At 64.2% G+C, this 16,529-nt stretch carries 10 protein-coding genes; 6 read left to right on the top strand and 4 right to left on the bottom strand.

The genetic code is table 11. The features are described from left to right. Window positions 1-221 precede the first annotated feature (221 nt). The 6 genes from DIC66_RS06500 to DIC66_RS06475 are packed head-to-tail and all read left to right on the top strand — an operon-like array spanning window position 222 to window position 13,763. Window positions 222-2,006 (top strand): TolC family protein, encoded by a 1,785-nt coding sequence (locus DIC66_RS06500; protein ID WP_117175272.1) that lies wholly within the window; start codon window positions 222-224, stop codon window positions 2,004-2,006. Between the two features lie 21 nt (window positions 2,007-2,027). Further along, window positions 2,028-2,687, top strand: a complete 660-nt coding sequence (locus DIC66_RS06495) for a hypothetical protein (protein ID WP_117175270.1) — start codon at window positions 2,028-2,030, stop codon at window positions 2,685-2,687. Window positions 2,688-2,695: 8 nt separating this feature from the next. Beyond that, the gene (locus tag DIC66_RS06490; protein WP_117175268.1) at window positions 2,696-3,955 is read left to right on the top strand and encodes an HlyD family type I secretion periplasmic adaptor subunit; all 1,260 of its coding nucleotides are present in this window, start codon (window positions 2,696-2,698) and stop codon (window positions 3,953-3,955) included. A gap of 51 nt (window positions 3,956-4,006) precedes the next feature. Next, a complete protein-coding gene (locus DIC66_RS06485) occupies window positions 4,007-5,395 on the top strand; it encodes a hypothetical protein (protein ID WP_117175266.1) in 1,389 nt (462 codons plus the stop codon). Window positions 5,396-5,433: 38 nt separating this feature from the next. Then, window positions 5,434-11,676, top strand: coding sequence for a calcium-binding protein (locus tag DIC66_RS06480; protein ID WP_117175264.1), 6,243 nt, complete (start codon window positions 5,434-5,436; stop codon window positions 11,674-11,676). Window positions 11,677-11,720: 44 nt separating this feature from the next. Next, window positions 11,721-13,763 (top strand): peptidase domain-containing ABC transporter, encoded by a 2,043-nt coding sequence (locus DIC66_RS06475; protein WP_158558855.1) that lies wholly within the window; start codon window positions 11,721-11,723, stop codon window positions 13,761-13,763. Window positions 13,764-13,883: 120 nt separating this feature from the next. Here DIC66_RS06475 and DIC66_RS06470 read toward each other — a convergent pair whose 3' ends face one another. From DIC66_RS06470 to DIC66_RS06455, 4 genes are read right to left on the bottom strand one after another with little or no spacing between them, the layout of a single operon-like run. Continuing rightward, on the bottom strand, window positions 13,884-14,852 hold the full coding sequence (locus tag DIC66_RS06470; RefSeq protein ID WP_117175260.1) for an alpha/beta fold hydrolase: 969 nt from the start codon (window positions 14,850-14,852) through the stop codon (window positions 13,884-13,886). A 45-nt stretch (window positions 14,853-14,897) separates the two neighbouring features. Further along, a complete protein-coding gene (locus DIC66_RS06465; protein WP_117175258.1) occupies window positions 14,898-15,329 on the bottom strand; it encodes a MarR family winged helix-turn-helix transcriptional regulator in 432 nt (143 codons plus the stop codon). Further along, window positions 15,329-15,691: a GIY-YIG nuclease family protein gene (locus DIC66_RS06460; RefSeq protein WP_117175256.1), complete on the bottom strand. Its 363-nt coding sequence runs from the start codon at window positions 15,689-15,691 to the stop codon at window positions 15,329-15,331. Before DIC66_RS06460 ends, DIC66_RS06465 begins: the two co-directional genes overlap by 1 nt. A 25-nt stretch (window positions 15,692-15,716) precedes the next feature. Next, a complete protein-coding gene (locus DIC66_RS06455; protein WP_117175254.1) occupies window positions 15,717-16,355 on the bottom strand; it encodes a DUF2239 family protein in 639 nt (212 codons plus the stop codon). Window positions 16,356-16,529 lie beyond the last annotated feature (174 nt).

The raw sequence follows: 16,529 nt of genomic DNA, 5'->3' as shown, positions 1-16,529 counted from the left end.
ATCTTTGCAGTTCAATACAAAATGTGCAACCAATCGCACATTTTGTATTGAAGCCTCTTGGGCCAAGGCCGGAGCTGCGGGGTCAAGCATGTCCATTCGTACAAAAGTTGCAGAAATGAAAGTTTCCGTCTTATTTTTGTGTGACACTATTTTCTATTAGGGTAATTAGCTACTCCAACACATAAATTTCAGGGCGCGTCCATATGGTGGTGACTAGAGGCTTGAGACTGAATCGGCTCCTGGGAATAGGAATCCTGCTGGGTTCCTCGACCGCGTTTACAGCCGAACCACCGCCTGGCACCGCCTCCGAACCCCTGCTGTCACGGCCCAACAAGACACTGACAGCCGCTGCGGCAGCCGCTGCTGCTGCTTCGCAAGCCGCGGGAGCCGCAGCCACGGCCGCCGCCGCAGCCGCTGCGGCAGCTTCGGCCGCGGTGGACGCCGTAAACGCCGTCATGGGCAACACCCGCCGCGTGGCGCCCATCAGCGCCGAGGCCGATGCCGCAGCCATGGCGGCCACCGCCGCAGACCAGGCAGCAGAAACCGCTGCCATGGATACGGGCAAAAACAACAACGACGAAGCCAGACGCTTCACTGTTCCAAGCGAGCGCAGCCTGATCGGCATTGCCGGCGCCTTTGAAGTGCAGGTCTTCACCCGATCGCACGCGACCTATGTCACCGGCCTGTCCAGCATGGAAGGCGTGGGCGCCGAGCCTGCCACCATGACCGATGCCATTGATCTGGCACAGGCCGTCAAGGCCTCGCTGGGTTTCAACCGCGACGTGCTGGCCGCTGGTGCCAAGCTTGACCAGGCCGTGGCCCAGACCGGCCAGGCCAAAGCCTTCTTGCTGCCCAGCCTGGTGCTGAACCTGAAATCGGGCCAGGAAAGGTCGGAACCCGGCGTGCTCACCGATCCGGCCACCGGCAAGGTGGTGCCCGTCAGTGACCACAACCGCTCGGACAGTTCGCTGACCCTCAAGCAGCCGCTCTATGACGGCCCCAGCTTCGGGGACTGGAAGCGCCGCCAGGTAATCGAGCGCTCGCGCATGGCCAGCCAGTCAGCCAGTGTGGGTGATGCCTACCTGTCCACGGTAAATGCCTATCTGTCCCTCTCGTCCAGCCGCATCCTGTCGGACATGGCGCAGGACTACCAGGTGCAGCTCGACGAGCTGTTCAAGTATGTGGACAAGCGCGCAGCCGCTGGCGTGTCCAGCAATTCCGACAAGGAACGGGTGCGTGCGCGCAGCCTGAACGCGCAGTCGGCCCGCCTGGAGCAGGAGTCGGCCCACGCCGCCGCCGGCGTGGAGTTTGTGCGCTTGGTCAATGTGGTGCCTGGCTCCTTGCGCCTGCCCGAGCCGGAAGACGTGGGCCTGTCGGTGGTCCCGGCTAGCCTGGATACGGCCATCACCCAGGCCCTGCAATCCAACCCGGACATTGCTGCGGCCGATGCCGAAGTGCGTGCGGCGCAGTTGGACCTCGATGCCGCCAGCAAGCGCTTCCTGCCGCGCCTGGACCTGGAGTATTCCGCCAATGAATCGGTGCATGCCGGTGGCGCTGCAGGCAGCCAGAAGGACCAGCGCCTGATGCTCTCGCTGAACTGGGCGCTGTTCAGCGGCTATGGCGACCGCCGTTTTAACGACGAGAAGGCCGCGCGCTACAACGAGCTGAAATACAAGCTCGATGACCAGCGCCGCAAGGTGCTGCAGACCCTCACCAGCCAGTACGCACAGCTGGGCGTCACGCGCAAACGCATTGCCTCGGGCTACCTGGAGCTGCAGTCCACGGCCTCTGCAGCCCGGGCCGTCTCCAACCGCATGCTGTCGGGCAACCAGTCGCTGCTGGATGTACTGGACGTATTTGACCGCTACTACCAGGTGCGTGTGCGTCTGGTGAACCTGCACGTGCTGGAGATCAGCAGCCTGGCGCAGATCGCCCGCCTGCTGCAAGGCAGCCCGAACCGGGAAGCGGGCTGGGACACAGCCGCACCGGTGGCCAGCCTCAACTAACGCCAGTCTGGAGCAAGACCCATGTCCATTGAAGCCAGCAGCGACGACGGCGCCGACATTTTCTGGCCCGGCTATGTCGATGCCGTAACCAACCTGGTGCTCAACCTGCTGTTCATGCTGACCATCATGATCGTGGCAGTGTTCATGTTCGCCCTGGAGCTCAGCCGCCACAAGGATGCCGCCTCGGCCGCCGATGTGCCGCCGGCCTCCAAGTCCGAAGCGCCCATGGACCCCAAGCAGCAGGTGATCGCCCTGCAAAAGGAAGTCGATGCGCTCAAGCTGCAGGTGCTGCAAAAGAATGACAGCCCGAAGGACCAGAAGGTCATCACCGCCAAGACACCGCTGGCCGTGCCGGACAAGGTGCTGCGCGAGCTGACTCCGGCGGGCGGCGGTGTGATCGTCAACTTCGAGAAGGACGCCGTGCTGCTGAGCGCGCCGGAATCCGAGACCCTCAAGGCCGCACTGGGCCCCATGATGGCCAGCGGTGCGGCGCGCGTGGAGATCCTGGTGCCCACCGGCTTTTCCGAGGCCAAGCGCATTGCCTTCTACCGGGTGATGGCCGTGCGCAACCAGCTCATCAAGGCGGGCATGGCGCCCGACCGGATCGAGGTACAGATCCGCGATGGTGCGGCCAGTGCCGAGAACTCCCGCGTCATGGTCTCCCCGGTGGTGAAGAAGTAGGGCCGCCCATGCGATTGCCGCGCTCCCTCCAGCCACGCCAGGCCTTTGTGCTCATCGTGCTGGCCGGCAGCACCTGCCTGCTGGCCTGGGCCGCGTTGGCCCGGGTGGATGTGATCGTGCGAACCGACGGGCGCATCGTGCCGGCCGGCAAGGCGCAGATCGTGCAACACCTGGAAGGCGGCATCGTGCGCAACATCCTGGTCCACGAGGGCGAGGTGGTCAAGGCCGGGCAGATCCTGCTGGAGCTCTCCGACATCCAGGCCCGCTCCACCGTGCAGCAGGAGCGCTCGCGCTCGGCCATGCTGCGTGGCCGCGAGGCGCGCCTGCTGGCCGAGTCCACCGGTGCGGGCAGCCTGGTGTTTCCCAAAGACCTGGTGGACGAGGAAGTGCGACGGGCCGAGACGGCTGCCTACCAGTCGCGCCGCGCCCGGGTGGGTGAAGAAGTAGCCGCCCTGCGCGGCCAGACCGCGCAAAAGCGCGGCGAGATTGCCGAAACCGAAGGCCGCAGGCGCAACCTGCTGGCCGAAGTGGAAGTGGCACAGCAGCAGCTGCGTGTGCTCGAAGGCCTCAAGCGCAACGGCGCGGCCTCCAATATGGAAGTGCTGGACAGCCAGTCGCGCCTGCAGCGCCTGCTCTCCCAGATCACCGAAGCCGAAGCCACCCTGCCGCGCCTGCGCGCCGCGGTGGCCGAATCCGAATCGCGCGTGGGCGAGGTGCAGGCCAAGTTTCGCGCAGAGGCCTCGGGCGAGCTCACCCAAATCCGCGGCGACCTGGAGAAGTCGGGCTTCGAGCTCAACACCACCACCGACCGCCTGGAGCGCAACCGCGTGCGCGCGCCGGTCTCGGGTTTTGTGAACCGCCTGCAGGTGGCCACCATAGGTGGCGTGGTGCGCCCGGGTGAGGCACTGATGGAGATCACCTCGGACGACAGCGGCGTGCTGATCGAGGCCAAAGCCCGCCCCAATGACCGCGCCGGGCTGCACAGCGGCCTGCCCGCGCGGGTGCGCATAGGCGCCTACGACTACGCCACCTATGGCGCCCTGGACGGCAGCGTAACCGAGGTGAGCGCCGACACCCTGACCGACGAGCGCGAAGGCCGCTACTACCGCGTGATGGTGAAGATCGCCTCCAAGGGCCACTCCCCCCTGGCTGCCGTGCCCGGCATGACGGCCGAGGCCGACATCGTGGTGGGCAAGCGCACCGTGCTGTCCTATGTTTTTTCTCCGCTGATGCGCTTTCGCGACGGCGCCTTCCGCGACCCGGTCTGAGCCTGACCGGACACCCCCCAACCCAAACCATCCAGAACCCGGAACCCTCCTATGTACAAACGTTTGCGAATCTATTACGTCTACACAGCGCTGCCGTTTTTGATGCTGATCCTGGGTGCCATCCTGTATCGCGAACCGATCATCAAGACCATCACGGCCAACCCGCATCCGCAGCTCAACTACCTGATCTTCGCCATCATCCTGGCCGGTGGCTGCCTGATCCTGATGAGCGTGCACAAGCTGATGTACGAGGGCCAGAAGCTGGCCGAGTTTGTGGACGCACGCCGCTCCGGCATGAGCCCCTCAGGCCAGCAGGAAATGGCCCTCAACTGCGACGCCGACATCGCCTACGTGCTGCGCATGGTGGCCGCTTCCAGCGGGCGCACCATCTCGCACCAGGAGCAGATTGCCCTGGAAAACGAGCTGCACAAGGCGGCTTCCCGCCTGGGCAGCCGCAACGCCCTGCCCCAGTTTCTGGGCGGCCTGCTGGTGGGCATGGGCCTCTTGGGTACCTTCATCGGCCTGTTGGCCACGCTGGACGACATTGCCATCCTGATTGCCAGCTTTGGCGACCTGGACATGAAGACCGCCGACCCGATTGCCGTGTTCGGCCTGATGGTCAAGCGCATGGAGGCACCCATGCACTCCATGGGCATTGCCTTCTCGGCCTCCATGTACGGCTTGCTGGGCTCCATCATCATTGGTTTCATGATGGTGTCGGTCAAGCGCTGCATGGGCGACATCATGTCCACGCTGGGCTCGGAAGTGGCGCAGCACATCGAGTTTGCGCTGGCCCGCGAAGGCTTTGCCTACAGCAAAAGCGGCATCCGCCTGAACCTGGCCAAGCGCGCTGCCGAAGGCCTGCCACCGGATGATTTCCTGCCCTCGCAGTTTGGTGCACCCTTTGAAGCCTCTGCTGAAGCCGCCGCTGCCCCCAGGAACACAACGGTTGACCTGCCCGTGGACATGCCGGACGCCGTGGCTCCCATGGTGGCCGCAGCGATGATGGGTGCCGCCAACGGAGATGCGACCAGTGCCCAACTGCAGCAATTCGCAGCGCGCGCCATGCAGGAGGGCATCTCGGAAGAGGTGCGCGTCATGCGCCGCATTGAAGAGCGCCTGACCGAATCGGCCAAGCTGCAGGAACGCAGCCTGAATGCCGAGATGGACGACTTCCGCAAGCAGCGCGGCGAGTTCCTGCGCTCGCTGGCCGAGAACACCGAGGCCGCCAACAACTTCCGTCTGGAAATGCAGCGCGTGGGACGCCAGATGGGCTCCATGCTGACCCTGATGGAAAAGGCCAACGAAAACAGCGTGGAACAGATGAGCGAACTCAAGCTCTCGCTCAACGACAGCGCAGTGGAAACCCAGCGCCTGCTGGCGGCCCTGATTACGGTGGCCAACGCCACCTTCGAATCCCAGCGCGACGTGCGCAAATAGCATCCGTTTGAACCGGCACGGCACCAGGAGTACAGACCATGGCAACCCAGAACACCAGCAAGGCAGCCGTTGAGGGCAACGGGGCCGCCTTGGCCGACAACGCCAGCGGCACCCAGCCCGCCGTGACCGGCCCGCTGATCCGGGTCGTGAATGCCAATGGAGCCATCAAGATCAACGAGGCCCTGGGCGTGCTCAAGGCCGTGGATGTGGCCGACGTGGACCTGCTGCTGACCTTTGGCAATGGCGACCATGTGGTGATTGCCAATGGCGCGCTCGACGCCCTGACGGCCAACCCGCCGGATGCCTTCTTCAACAACAACGACAAGATCAACCTGTCGGACCTGTTCAAGCTGGTGGGTGTGGCCAATGTGGCGCAAACCGGCAGCCTGCGGCTGGTGACGGAAAACATTGACGCCAACCCGCCGCCCCCCGAGGACCAGGCGCCGGTGGAAGCACCGGCCCCTGCGCCCATCTCGCGCCCCATCACCACCGCCAGCGGCGGCAAGAGCGTGGGGCCCGGCACCGGTGCGGGCGAAGGTGAAGGCGAAGTGCCCGCCACGGTGGTGCCACTCAATGCGCCGCCGCCTGCGGTGTTCCGCTCGGGGCGCTCCACGCAATCGGTGAGTGACCTGCTCAGCGGCGCGGGCCAGCCCATCGTCACGCAAAGCCTGTACACCTCCAGCGAATACAAGGTCACGCCCAGCGGGCGCAGCGGCATCCCGCTGGGTGCCTATGACCCGCTGGGCACCTCGGTGCAGCTCGAAGTGCGCGCCAGCGCCTCGGCCCAGTCCACACGCGAAGTCGTCAACGGCACAGCGGGCGACGACAGCATTGGCTTCAACAGTGCCTTCAGCAGCAGCGCGCAGCAATGGAGCAAGACCCTGCACGTCACGCCCACGGCGTTTTCTGGCGTCACCGACATCCAGTTTGTCTTCAATGCGGCCAAGATTGCCCAGATTCCAGGCTTCAACCTCGAAGGCGTTGGCGTCACCCGCGACTCGCCCACCTCCAATTCCTGGCATGTGACGCCCACGGCCGGCATGCTGACGGCCGGCTTTGATGTGAACCTGGTCTACAACGTCACCGACAGCAGCGCCATCATCGACTTCGGTGCCGACGTCATCGTCACCGGCCTGTCCGGCGTGCTGGCCTTTGAGGTCACCAACAACCTGAACTTCACCTACCGCAACGCCGTGAGCGTGACCGACTTCACCGTCACCAGCTCCACCGGCGACCCGCTGATGGTGCTGCCCAGCGCAGGCGTGGGTGTGGAAGTGTTTGCTGGCGACGGCAATGACACCGTCTTCACCGGCGCCGGGCCCGACCTGGTCCATGGCGGCGACGGCAACGACACCCTGAGCGGCGGCACCGGCAACGACACGCTGGACGGCGGCACCGGCGCAGACGCCATGGATGGCGGCCAGGGGATTGACACCGCCACCTATGAAAACGCACTGACCGCCGTGGTGGCTACGCTGGACACCAGCCTGGGCGTGGTGAGCACCGGCGAGGCGGTGGGCGACACCTACCTCAATATCGAGAACCTGCGCGGCTCGCAGTTCAACGACACGCTGATCGGCGACGCGCAGGCCAACGTGCTGCAGGGAGGCCTGGGCAACGACATCCTGATGGGCCGTGGCGGCTCGGACACGCTGGACGGTGGCGGCGACGTTGATACGGCCAGCTACCAGTACGACACCTTTGGCGTATCCGTCAGCCTGACCACCAACCTGGGCACCGGCGGCGAGGCCGATGGCGACACGCTGGTTTCCATCGAGAACCTGACCGGCGGCTCGGGCGCCGACACGCTGACGGGCGATACCGGTGTGAACATCCTCAACGGCGGCCTGGGCAACGACTCCCTGGAAGGCATGGGCAGCGCCGATGTACTCATTGGCGGTGGCGGCACCGACACGGCCAGCTATGCGCATGCCTCGGCGGCCGTGCTGTCCTCGCTCACCACGGCCTTCAGTGCCGGGCCTGCGGTGGTGCAGGACGGTGACGCCAACGGGGACACCTACAGCGGCATTGTCAACCTGACCGGTTCAGCCTTCAGCGACGTGCTGATTGGAGACGCCAATGCGAATGTGATCAGCGGCGGCAATGGCGATGACGTGCTCGAGGGCATGGCTGGCACCGACAGCCTGGCGGGCGGATCGGGCAACGACACGGCCAGCTATGCGCATGCAGCCACGGGCGTGGTGTCTTCGCTGACCACCACCTTCAGCACTGGCGTTGCGCCCGTGCAGGCCGGGGACGCCGCAGGCGACACCTACACCAGCATCGAGAACCTGACCGGCTCGGGCTTCAACGACACGCTGGTCGGCGACGGCAACGTCAACATCCTGACGGGCGGTGCGGGCACCAACGTGCTCGAAGGCATGGGCGGTGCCGACGTGCTGATTGGCGGCACCGGAACCGGCAGCGACTCCGACACCGCCAGCTATGCCCATGCACTGACCGCCGTGGCCGCGTCTCTCACGGCCAGCCTGGCGGGCTTCAGCGCCTCGGGTGATGCAGCGGGCGACAGCTACACCTCGATCGAAAACCTGACGGGCTCCATCTTCAACGACACGCTGGTGGGTAACGCCGGCAACAACACGCTGGACGGCGGCAGTGGCGATGATGTGCTCGAGGGCCTGGGCGGTGCCGACGCGCTGGTGGGTGGCACCGGTGTCAACACGGCCAGCTACGAACACGGCACTGACCAGGGCGCCGGGGTGGGCGTGGTGGCCTCGCTGGCCAACGCCAGCCTGAACACCGGCGATGCCGCGGGTGACACCTACAGCGGCATCCAGAACCTGACTGGCTCGGCCTTTGCCGACACCCTGACGGGCGACGCCCTCGACAACGTCATCAACGCAGGCGATGGCAATGACGTGCTGCTGGGCGGTCTGGGCACCGATACGCTCAACGGCGGCAGTGGTGATGACAGCATCAGCGACGGCCTGGAGGGCGCAGCCCGCATCACCGCAGGCTTGGGCAACGACACCATCACCATCACCGGCGATGACAGCGTCATCGACATCATCGATGCCGGTGCAGGCACCGACACCCTGGTCTGGGCCTTTGCCGGCTCGCAGCGGGTGGACGTCAATATGTTCACGGGCTCTGTGTACTATTACGGCCCGGTTTCCGGCACCAACACCAACTTCAGCGGCTTTGAAAACTTCACGGCAGCGGGCACCAACAATGCCTATGTGTATGCCAGCAACCTGGACAATGTGCTGGCTGGCGGCAGCACCGCCAACGACTGGCTGGACTACCGCTATGCCCTGGCCGGTGTCAACATCAACATGGGTACCGGCGTAGTCACGGGAGGCAGCGGCAATGACAACGTTTCGGGCTTTGAAAACATCTGGCTGGGCAGCAACTACAACGACGTGATCATTGGTGACGCCAACAACAACACCATTCGCGGCTGGACTGGCGCCGACATTCTGGACGGTGGCCTGGGCATAGACACCTACCTGCTGGACGCGGTGAACTTCAACGTCAGCAATTCCACCACGGCGTCCTTGCTGACGGCTGCGCAAAACGCCGCCATGGGCATCGTGATGGTGGGCGAGGCTGCGGGTGACGTGGTGACCAACTTTGAGAATATCCAGGGCGCCACCGGCGACTTCCTGTACGGCAACGGCGGTGACAACATCATCAACGGCCGCGGCCTGCTCGAGGGCTTCAAGGGCAATGACCAGATCCAGGGCACCAACTCCACCCTCTCCTTTGCCAGCTATGCCAACGCCGGCAACAGCTACCTGGCGGCCCAGGGCATCACCACCGGCGCGGGCGTGGGCGTCACCGCCACCCTGACCACCAGCTTCACGGTGGGCCCAGCCGTGTCTGCCACCGGCGACGCCGCGGGCGACACCTACAACGGCAACATCAACGGCCTTACCGGATCAGCCTTCAACGACGTACTGATTGGCAACGGCAATGCCAATGTAGTGGATGCCGGTGCCGGTGATGACACCCTGGAAGGCCTGGGCGGCGCCGACATCTTCAAGGGCGGACTGGGCGTGGATACCGTGACCTACATCCACTCGACTGCGGGTGTGCTGGTGGACCTGTCGAACAGCGGCTCCTTCACCCAGACCAATGACGCCTCAGGCGACCAGTTCTTCGGCATTGAAAACCTGACCGGCACCAGCTTCAACGACACCCTGCTGGGCGACGGCAACAACAATGTGCTGGATGGCGGCACCGGCATCAACACCCTCAACGGGGGCGCCGGTTTTGATATCGCCAGCTACGCCAGTGCCACTGCGGCGGTGGCCATCACCCTGGGTGCGGGGGGTGCCGGCACGGTCACCGGCGGCGGCGGCACCGGCCGCACCGACACCCTGATCGGCATCGAGCAGGTGATTGGCTCGCGCTTTGCAGACGCCATCACCGGCAGCAGCAGCGACGACTGGATCGATGGCGGCATAGGCGCTGACGTGATCAATGGCGACGCCAACAGCAGCGTGGGCGACACCATCAGCTACGCCAGTGCCACCGGCTTTGTGACCATGGTGCTCAACAGCTCCAGCTCGGACGGCAAGACGCTGAGCAACTTTGAGAACATCTTCGGCTCGGCCTATGGCGACGTGCTGACAGGGGATGCCGGCGACAACGTGATCGAAGGCGGCCTGAGCAATGACACGCTCAATGGAGGCGCCAACACCGCCGTGGGTGACACGGTGAGCTATGCGTTTTCTGCCGCCAGCGTTACCGTGAATATTTCCGGCGCGGTGGTGCTGGGCATTGCCACCGGGTCCACCGGCGGCGAAGGCATCGACACACTCAGCAACTTCGAGAACATCACCGGCTCGGCCTTTAGCGACATCCTGATCGGTGATACCAATGCCAACCGCATCGACGGCGGCAACGGTGATGATGTGCTCGTGGGCGGCGCCGGGGCTGACACCCTGGTGGGCGGCGCGGGCCTGGATACGGCCTCCTATGCCAGCGCCACCAGCGCAGTCACCGTGACCATCAACGGCACGGGCACCCTGGGCGATGCGGCGGGCGATGTGCTCAGCGGCATGGAGAACGCCATCGGCTCAGCCTTCGACGACACCCTGACCGGTGATGGCGGCGACAACACCTTCAATGGCGGCCTGGGCAGCAATGCGATGAACGGCCTGGGTGGCGTGGACACCGTGGACTACAGCGGCGCCACCGGGGCCATGACCGTCAACTTCAGCAACGGTGGCATCAACGCCACCGGCGGCGCCGTGGGCAGCACGCGCAGTGACAGCCTGTCGAATTTCGAGAACATCCTGGGCTCGGCTTTTGCGGACAACCTGACCGGTGACGGCGGCAACAACCTGTTTGAAGGGGGCCAGGGGGCCGACACCCTGAACGGTGCCGTCGGCACCGACACGGCCAGCTACCTGCGCTCATCGGCCGGCGTGAACGTCAGCCTGCTGCCCGGTGCCACCAACACTGGTGGCGACGCGGCCGGCGACGTGCTCACCAACTTCGAGAACCTGCAGGGCTCGGCCTTCAACGATGTGCTGACTGGCAACACCGGCCCCAACGTACTGGATGGCGGTGATGGCAACGACCTGCTGATCGGCGGGGCGGGCTCCGACCAACTGATAGGTGGTGCCGGTATCAACACGGTGTCGTATGCCACAGCGGGCGCTGGTGTCACAGCCAACCTGGCCACAGGAACCGGCACCGTGGGCGATGCCCAGGGCGACACCTTCTCGGGCATACAGAACCTGACCGGCTCGGGGTTCAACGACACCCTGGTGGGTAACTCCCTGGGCAACACCATTGTGGGGGGTGCCGGCAATGACAACATCTCCATATCGGGCTCCAGCAGCGGCAACAATATTTTTGACGTGAGCTCGGGCAAGGACACGGCAGTTGCCGGCAGCGGTGACGACCTGTTTCTGGTGGACATCGCCACGGCCAACCTGCCCACGCGCATCAACGGCCAGGGCAACACCCAGGTGCTGATCGGAGGAGGCGACACGGTGCAACTCTCCGGGCTGACCAGTTCCCCCTACAGCCTGTCCACCCTGGCCGCCGTGAGCGACAACATGGAAATCCTGAACCTCAAGGACGGCACCAACACCCGCCTGGACATCGCCAGCGTGGATGTGCGCAACTTTGTCGATGGTGGCAACGGCTCGCAGATGTGGATCAAGGCCGACACGGGCGACACCCTCAACATCGGCGTGGCCGCGGGCGAAACCGTGCAGAGCTTTGCAGTGTCCGGCGGCACCGACTATCTGGTGTTCAATGCGGGCGCGCAGGTGGCACAGATCCATTGGCAGACGGCCTGATGACGGACGCGGCAATCAGCAGTTCCCCTCCCCCTCCTTCTGGCATGGACCGCACAGCGGTGCTGGCCGCCATCGACGGGCATTGCGGTGCCGACCGCGCCCTGGCCACGCGCCTGCAAGCCCTGCTGACGGCCCTGCTGGACCAACCCGACACCTGGAGTGAACAAGCCCGCAGCGCAGGTGTGTCGGGCCTGCCCGCGCGCCACAAGCAGGGCCTGTTGTCCGAGGTTCTGGAGCTGCCCGGCGACCTGGCCATCGTGCGCCTGTCCGCCGGCGGCCTCGTGCTGCTGCGCCACCAGGACCAGCGCTGGCAAGCCCTCAACGCACTGGGCGAGCCCAGCCAGGACCTGTCGGATGCCGACCGCGCCCTGAGCGTGCAGGCGCTGCTGCTGTACCTGCCAGAGGCGCCCGCCACGCAGCGCTTCGGCTCGCTTGCCGCGCTGTGGCCGCAGTTCCGCCGGGCTTGGGCCGAGGTGGGTCTGGCCAGCTTCCTGGTCAACAGCGGGCAGCTCCTGCTGCCGGTGTTCTCCATGCTGGTTTATGACAAGGTGGTGAACAACGGCGTGTTCGAGACCCTGTGGGCGCTGGTGATCGGCATGCTGATCTACCTGGTGACCGACACCGCGCTGCGCCTGGTGCGTGCCTGGTCCATGGAGCGCGTGTCCGAAGACCTGGCACGGCGCAGCGACGAAAACCTGTGGGAGCGGCTGGTGGCGCAAAAGGACGTGGGCAGCGGCGTGGCCCGGTTTCTGTCCAACTACCGCGACCTGAGCAGCTCGCGCGACTTTGTGTCGTCCACCTATTTACTGATGCTGGCCGACCTGCCCTTTTTGCTGATGTACCTGCTGGTGGTGGCCCTGGTGGCTTGGCCGCTGGCGATTGTGGCCACCCTGCTGGTGTTGCTGTACAGCGGCATCGGCTACGCCGTGCAGATGCGCAACAACCGGCTGGGCCGCGAAGCCGAAAAGCAGGTCACCCGCAAGCTCAGCTACATGGGCGAGATGCTGCAGGCCCTGGACGTGGTGCGCACCGTGCCCGGCGCTGGCAGCTTTGTGCGGCATTGGCGAGAGCTGTCGGACCAGTCGGCCGAGGTCGAGGGCCAGCGCCGCCTGAGCAATGGCCACATCGGCATCGTGGCCGCGGGCATGCTGAGCTTTTCCACCATTGCCATGCTGTGCGCCGGTGCCTATCTGGTCAATGCCAAGCTGCTGTCTGTGGGCGGCCTGATTGCGGCCAACCTGCTGACCTCGCGCGCCATGTCGCTGGTCACCTCGCTGTTTACCGTGGTGGGCAAGTGGAAAGACTTTGAGCGCGCCGCCGCGCGCATGGACGCCAGCCTGGCCCCGGTGCAGCCGCACGAGACCACGGCCCGCCCCAGCGTGCACGGCCAGATTGCCGTGGTGGGCCTGACCAAGGCCTACAAGGACCGTCCCACCGCGCTGGACCACATCAGCCTGACCATACGCCCGGGCGAGCGCATTGCGCTGCTGGGCAAGCCGGGTGCGGGCAAGTCCACGCTGTTGCGCTGCATAGCAGGTTTGAGTCAGGCCGACTCCGGACAGATCCTGTTCGACGGTCTGGCCCTGGACGACATTGCACCGGCCGACCGTGCGCGCTGGCTGGCCTGGAAGGCACAGGACCCGGCCATTTTTGCCGGCACGCTGGAGAGCAATATCCTGGTGGCCGGCAGTGCCGCCCACACGCAACGCTTTGTGCAGGCCCTGGCCGTGTCGGGCCTGGATGAGGAACTGCAAAAAGGCCGCATGAGCCTGGGCATGCAGCTCAGCCCCCATGGCAGCAACCTGTCTGGCGGCCAGCGCCAAAAGGTGGCCCTGGCCCGCGCCCTGGCCCAGCCCTGCCGCATCCTGCTGCTGGACGAACCCACCCTGGGCCTGGACCCCGACGGCGAACGCCTGCTGGCCACCCACATCAACCGCCTGCTGGCTCCTGAAGACGTGCTCATCATGACCACCCACAGCGCCACCATGCTGGCCGCCGTGCAGCGCGTGGTGGTGCTGGATGGCGGGCGCATCATTGCCGACGGGCCGCGCGAGAAGATTGTGCAGACGGGGCCTGGGGCTGGATGATAGACACCGGTCTGGCGTGCCTGTTCATTTGCACGCATGCCCCGCGCAATAAATTCGGACTGCTGCTGGCGGCCAAGAATTGCATAGGAATGGCAAGGCAGCAAATTGATACCTGCGGTGTCAGCAGGCTCCAAGAAGCACGCCTGCGGACATTCGTCGACGTTCCTCTGCGCACGGGGGTACCTGGTTCGCATGGTTGAACATACGGCGTGCGTTATCTGCGATGGCTGTGGCCACCAACCCAAAAAGCGCTGGTGGTAAATCGTGGCCCATTCCCTCGACGATGCGTAGCTCAGCTCCATCAATATGGGCTGCCGTGTCCCTCCCGGCTTCCGGGGAAACCAGTGGGTCGTCTGAGCCATGCAACACAAGCGTCGGAGCACTTATTTTGGCCAGTCGTGCTCTCAAGTCGCCGGTTGCTGCGATGGCTGCGATATGCCGCCAGAACCCGCTCGGGTTGTAGGCGCGTTTGACTTCCGCCAAGGCTTGATCGCGTTGTGCAGAAACGTCGACCGGATAGCCCCGCCCGGCAATCACCTGAGAAAAGGCTACGCAATGTGCGAGATAGGCCTGTTCGTCCTTTAACGGATGGGGCGCGGGCGATGTCATCGCTGCCATCACTGCAGGACTGGCCTGCGGCAGATCGCGATTGCCAGTGCTCGACATCATGGACACCAGAGACAGAACGCGTTCAGCATGTTCACTGGCCATCAGTTGTGCAACCATGCCGCCCATGGATCGCCCCACCACGTGCGCCTGTCTGATCTTCAACGCATCAAGCAGTCCTATAGCGTCCTTCGCCATATCGAAGAGTGTGTAAGGCACATGGGGCGCTTCGCCACGGGATACTGCGTCGGAAATTGCAGCGAAATCGGGCGTAGACGCGCTATCGAAGTGGGTTGAGAGGCCAGCGTCGCGGCTGTCAAAGCGAATCACGCTAAAGCCTTGGTTTGCCAATATCTGGCAAAACGGTTCACTCCAGCGAATCATCTGCGTACCCAGACCGGAAATCAGCAGAACCACTTGCGCGTCGGTATTGCCAAAGCAATCGTATGCAATTTCAATCCCGTTCGCTTTAATTTTGGGCATGGCCTGTGGTCCTTAAATGTTCGTGTATCGCGCGGTTTGCGTTGCTCATGAAAGCGCCAGGCTGGACGTGCTCGCAAGCGTTACCAGTGCTGCGGACACCGTGGCAACCACAGCGGGGGCGATGGAGGCGACGGCTTCGGTGCACAGGCTGTCGGCCGTTTCGCGCGCGGTGTTCACCAACGCACGACCGGCCGGGCGAAGCACGGCCTGACGATCGCTACCCGCGCCCTCGCGCACCACCAGGCCTACCTTTTCGAGCAAGATCAACTGACGCAGCACAGCCGATGGAGGCTGACCCAGCGGCCGCACCAGGTCCGGGATGCTTACCCGACCACCGTCCGCTTGCGCGAGCAAATTCAGCAACGCAAAGTCGTTGAAACTGATGCCGTGGTAGAGCCCCAACGCGTCGTCAAGCTTGCGTTGCAGGCTGGCGTGGGCATGGTGCAGTGCCAAACAGAAATCGAGATGCGTGTTCATCACGGTTTACTCCCCGGCTCGTCGTAGCCGAGTGCGCCGTGACACGGGATTTCCTGGCGCCACAGGCTCACCAGCATGTCCAATTCCTGTGCGGCATTGAACGCGGGGTCTTCGCTGGGTTTGACTCTGTCGAGCACCTCGAAGAGAAAGCTGTTCTCGCCATGTTCGACCCAATCCTGCGCAAGCCGCGTATTGCGATGCTGGCTATGCCGCAATTCGAAATGATGTCGGTTGAGTGTGCCCTGTACGTTCGTACTTCCGGCAACCAGCGCCCGGCCTGTGATCTGGTTGCGGATCGCATAGACACCGGCTCGGGTTGTCGTCTCCAGGTACTGACGTTTCAGTGCTTTATTGTTTGTCATCGTTGATCCTGTTTGTCTCAATGGGTCATCGCGCAAGTGAGGACACGTCTGGCAGCGACAGCGGGTAAGCCAGGTACCGGACGTAATCGCGAACGTCGGCCGGCCAGGCTTCTGTCTGTTGGCGGAACTTTTCCGCATCGTTTGCGAACAGCGCCCGCGAGGCCTCTTCAAAACCGGCCATATCCCCAGCCATGGTGGACATGAAGTGGTAGGCACATTCATTTGCCTGGCGTTGCCGGGCCCGGTCCACATTGGCCCGGCGTGCCTCATCAACCAGTTTGCGCAAAGTCACCGAGGCACCGCCCGGCTGTGCAGTCAACCAGTCCCAGTGGCGTGGCAGCAGCGTGACTTCCCGCGCGACAACCCCAAGCTTGGGCCGACCACGGCCACGTGGCTCACCCGATTCCCCGGAACTGACCGATGCCGATCCGCTTTCCTGAAGCTGGGGCCCCTCCGGCGGCAGACGGGCCAACATCTCGGCATCGCTGCCCCGCATGTCGATATCGACAACCTGGCCCGTCTGGTCGCAGAAGGTCAGCAGCGGAGTGGGACCATCGGACTCCAGAGCGTGTTTCACAGCCAATGCATTGACCGCCAAGCTGCCAGAGGCAATTCGCTTGTGGCCGTTAAAGCTGGTGTAGGAAGGCGTAGCGGTATCAGTCACAGTGAGATCAGTTTTGATTTGGATGGACGAATATTACCCGGGTTAAATTATTTCGTCAATAACACCCGGGTAAAAATTGGCCATTTGTGCCAAGCCAGACCTGATGACGGCGCTATGCCGCTTTACCCCATGCCAAGAACAACTTCAGCTCCGCAAGAAAATTGGCAAGCAGAA

Source organism: Rhodoferax lacus, from assembly GCF_003415675.1.
Taxonomy (GTDB): domain Bacteria; phylum Pseudomonadota; class Gammaproteobacteria; order Burkholderiales; family Burkholderiaceae_C; genus Allorhodoferax; species Allorhodoferax lacus.
The sequence above is the reverse complement of the archived record's forward strand: the minus strand, read 5'-3'. Positions and strand labels throughout refer to the sequence as shown.

Bases quoted from the DNA above. Each gene is read 5' to 3' on its own strand.
- DIC66_RS06495 (WP_117175270.1), top strand. From the start codon at position 2,028: ATGTCCATTGAAGCCAGCAGCGACGACGGCGCCGACATTTTCTGGCCC.
- DIC66_RS06490 (WP_117175268.1), top strand. From the start codon at position 2,696: ATGCGATTGCCGCGCTCCCTCCAGCCACGCCAGGCCTTTGTGCTCATC.
- DIC66_RS06485 (WP_117175266.1), top strand. From the start codon at position 4,007: ATGTACAAACGTTTGCGAATCTATTACGTCTACACAGCGCTGCCGTTT.
- DIC66_RS06480 (WP_117175264.1), top strand. From the start codon at position 5,434: ATGGCAACCCAGAACACCAGCAAGGCAGCCGTTGAGGGCAACGGGGCC.
- DIC66_RS06475 (WP_158558855.1), top strand. From the start codon at position 11,721: ATGGACCGCACAGCGGTGCTGGCCGCCATCGACGGGCATTGCGGTGCC.
- DIC66_RS06470 (WP_117175260.1), bottom strand. From the start codon at position 14,852: ATGCCCAAAATTAAAGCGAACGGGATTGAAATTGCATACGATTGCTTT.
- DIC66_RS06465 (WP_117175258.1), bottom strand. From the start codon at position 15,329: ATGAACACGCATCTCGATTTCTGTTTGGCACTGCACCATGCCCACGCC.
- DIC66_RS06460 (WP_117175256.1), bottom strand. From the start codon at position 15,691: ATGACAAACAATAAAGCACTGAAACGTCAGTACCTGGAGACGACAACC.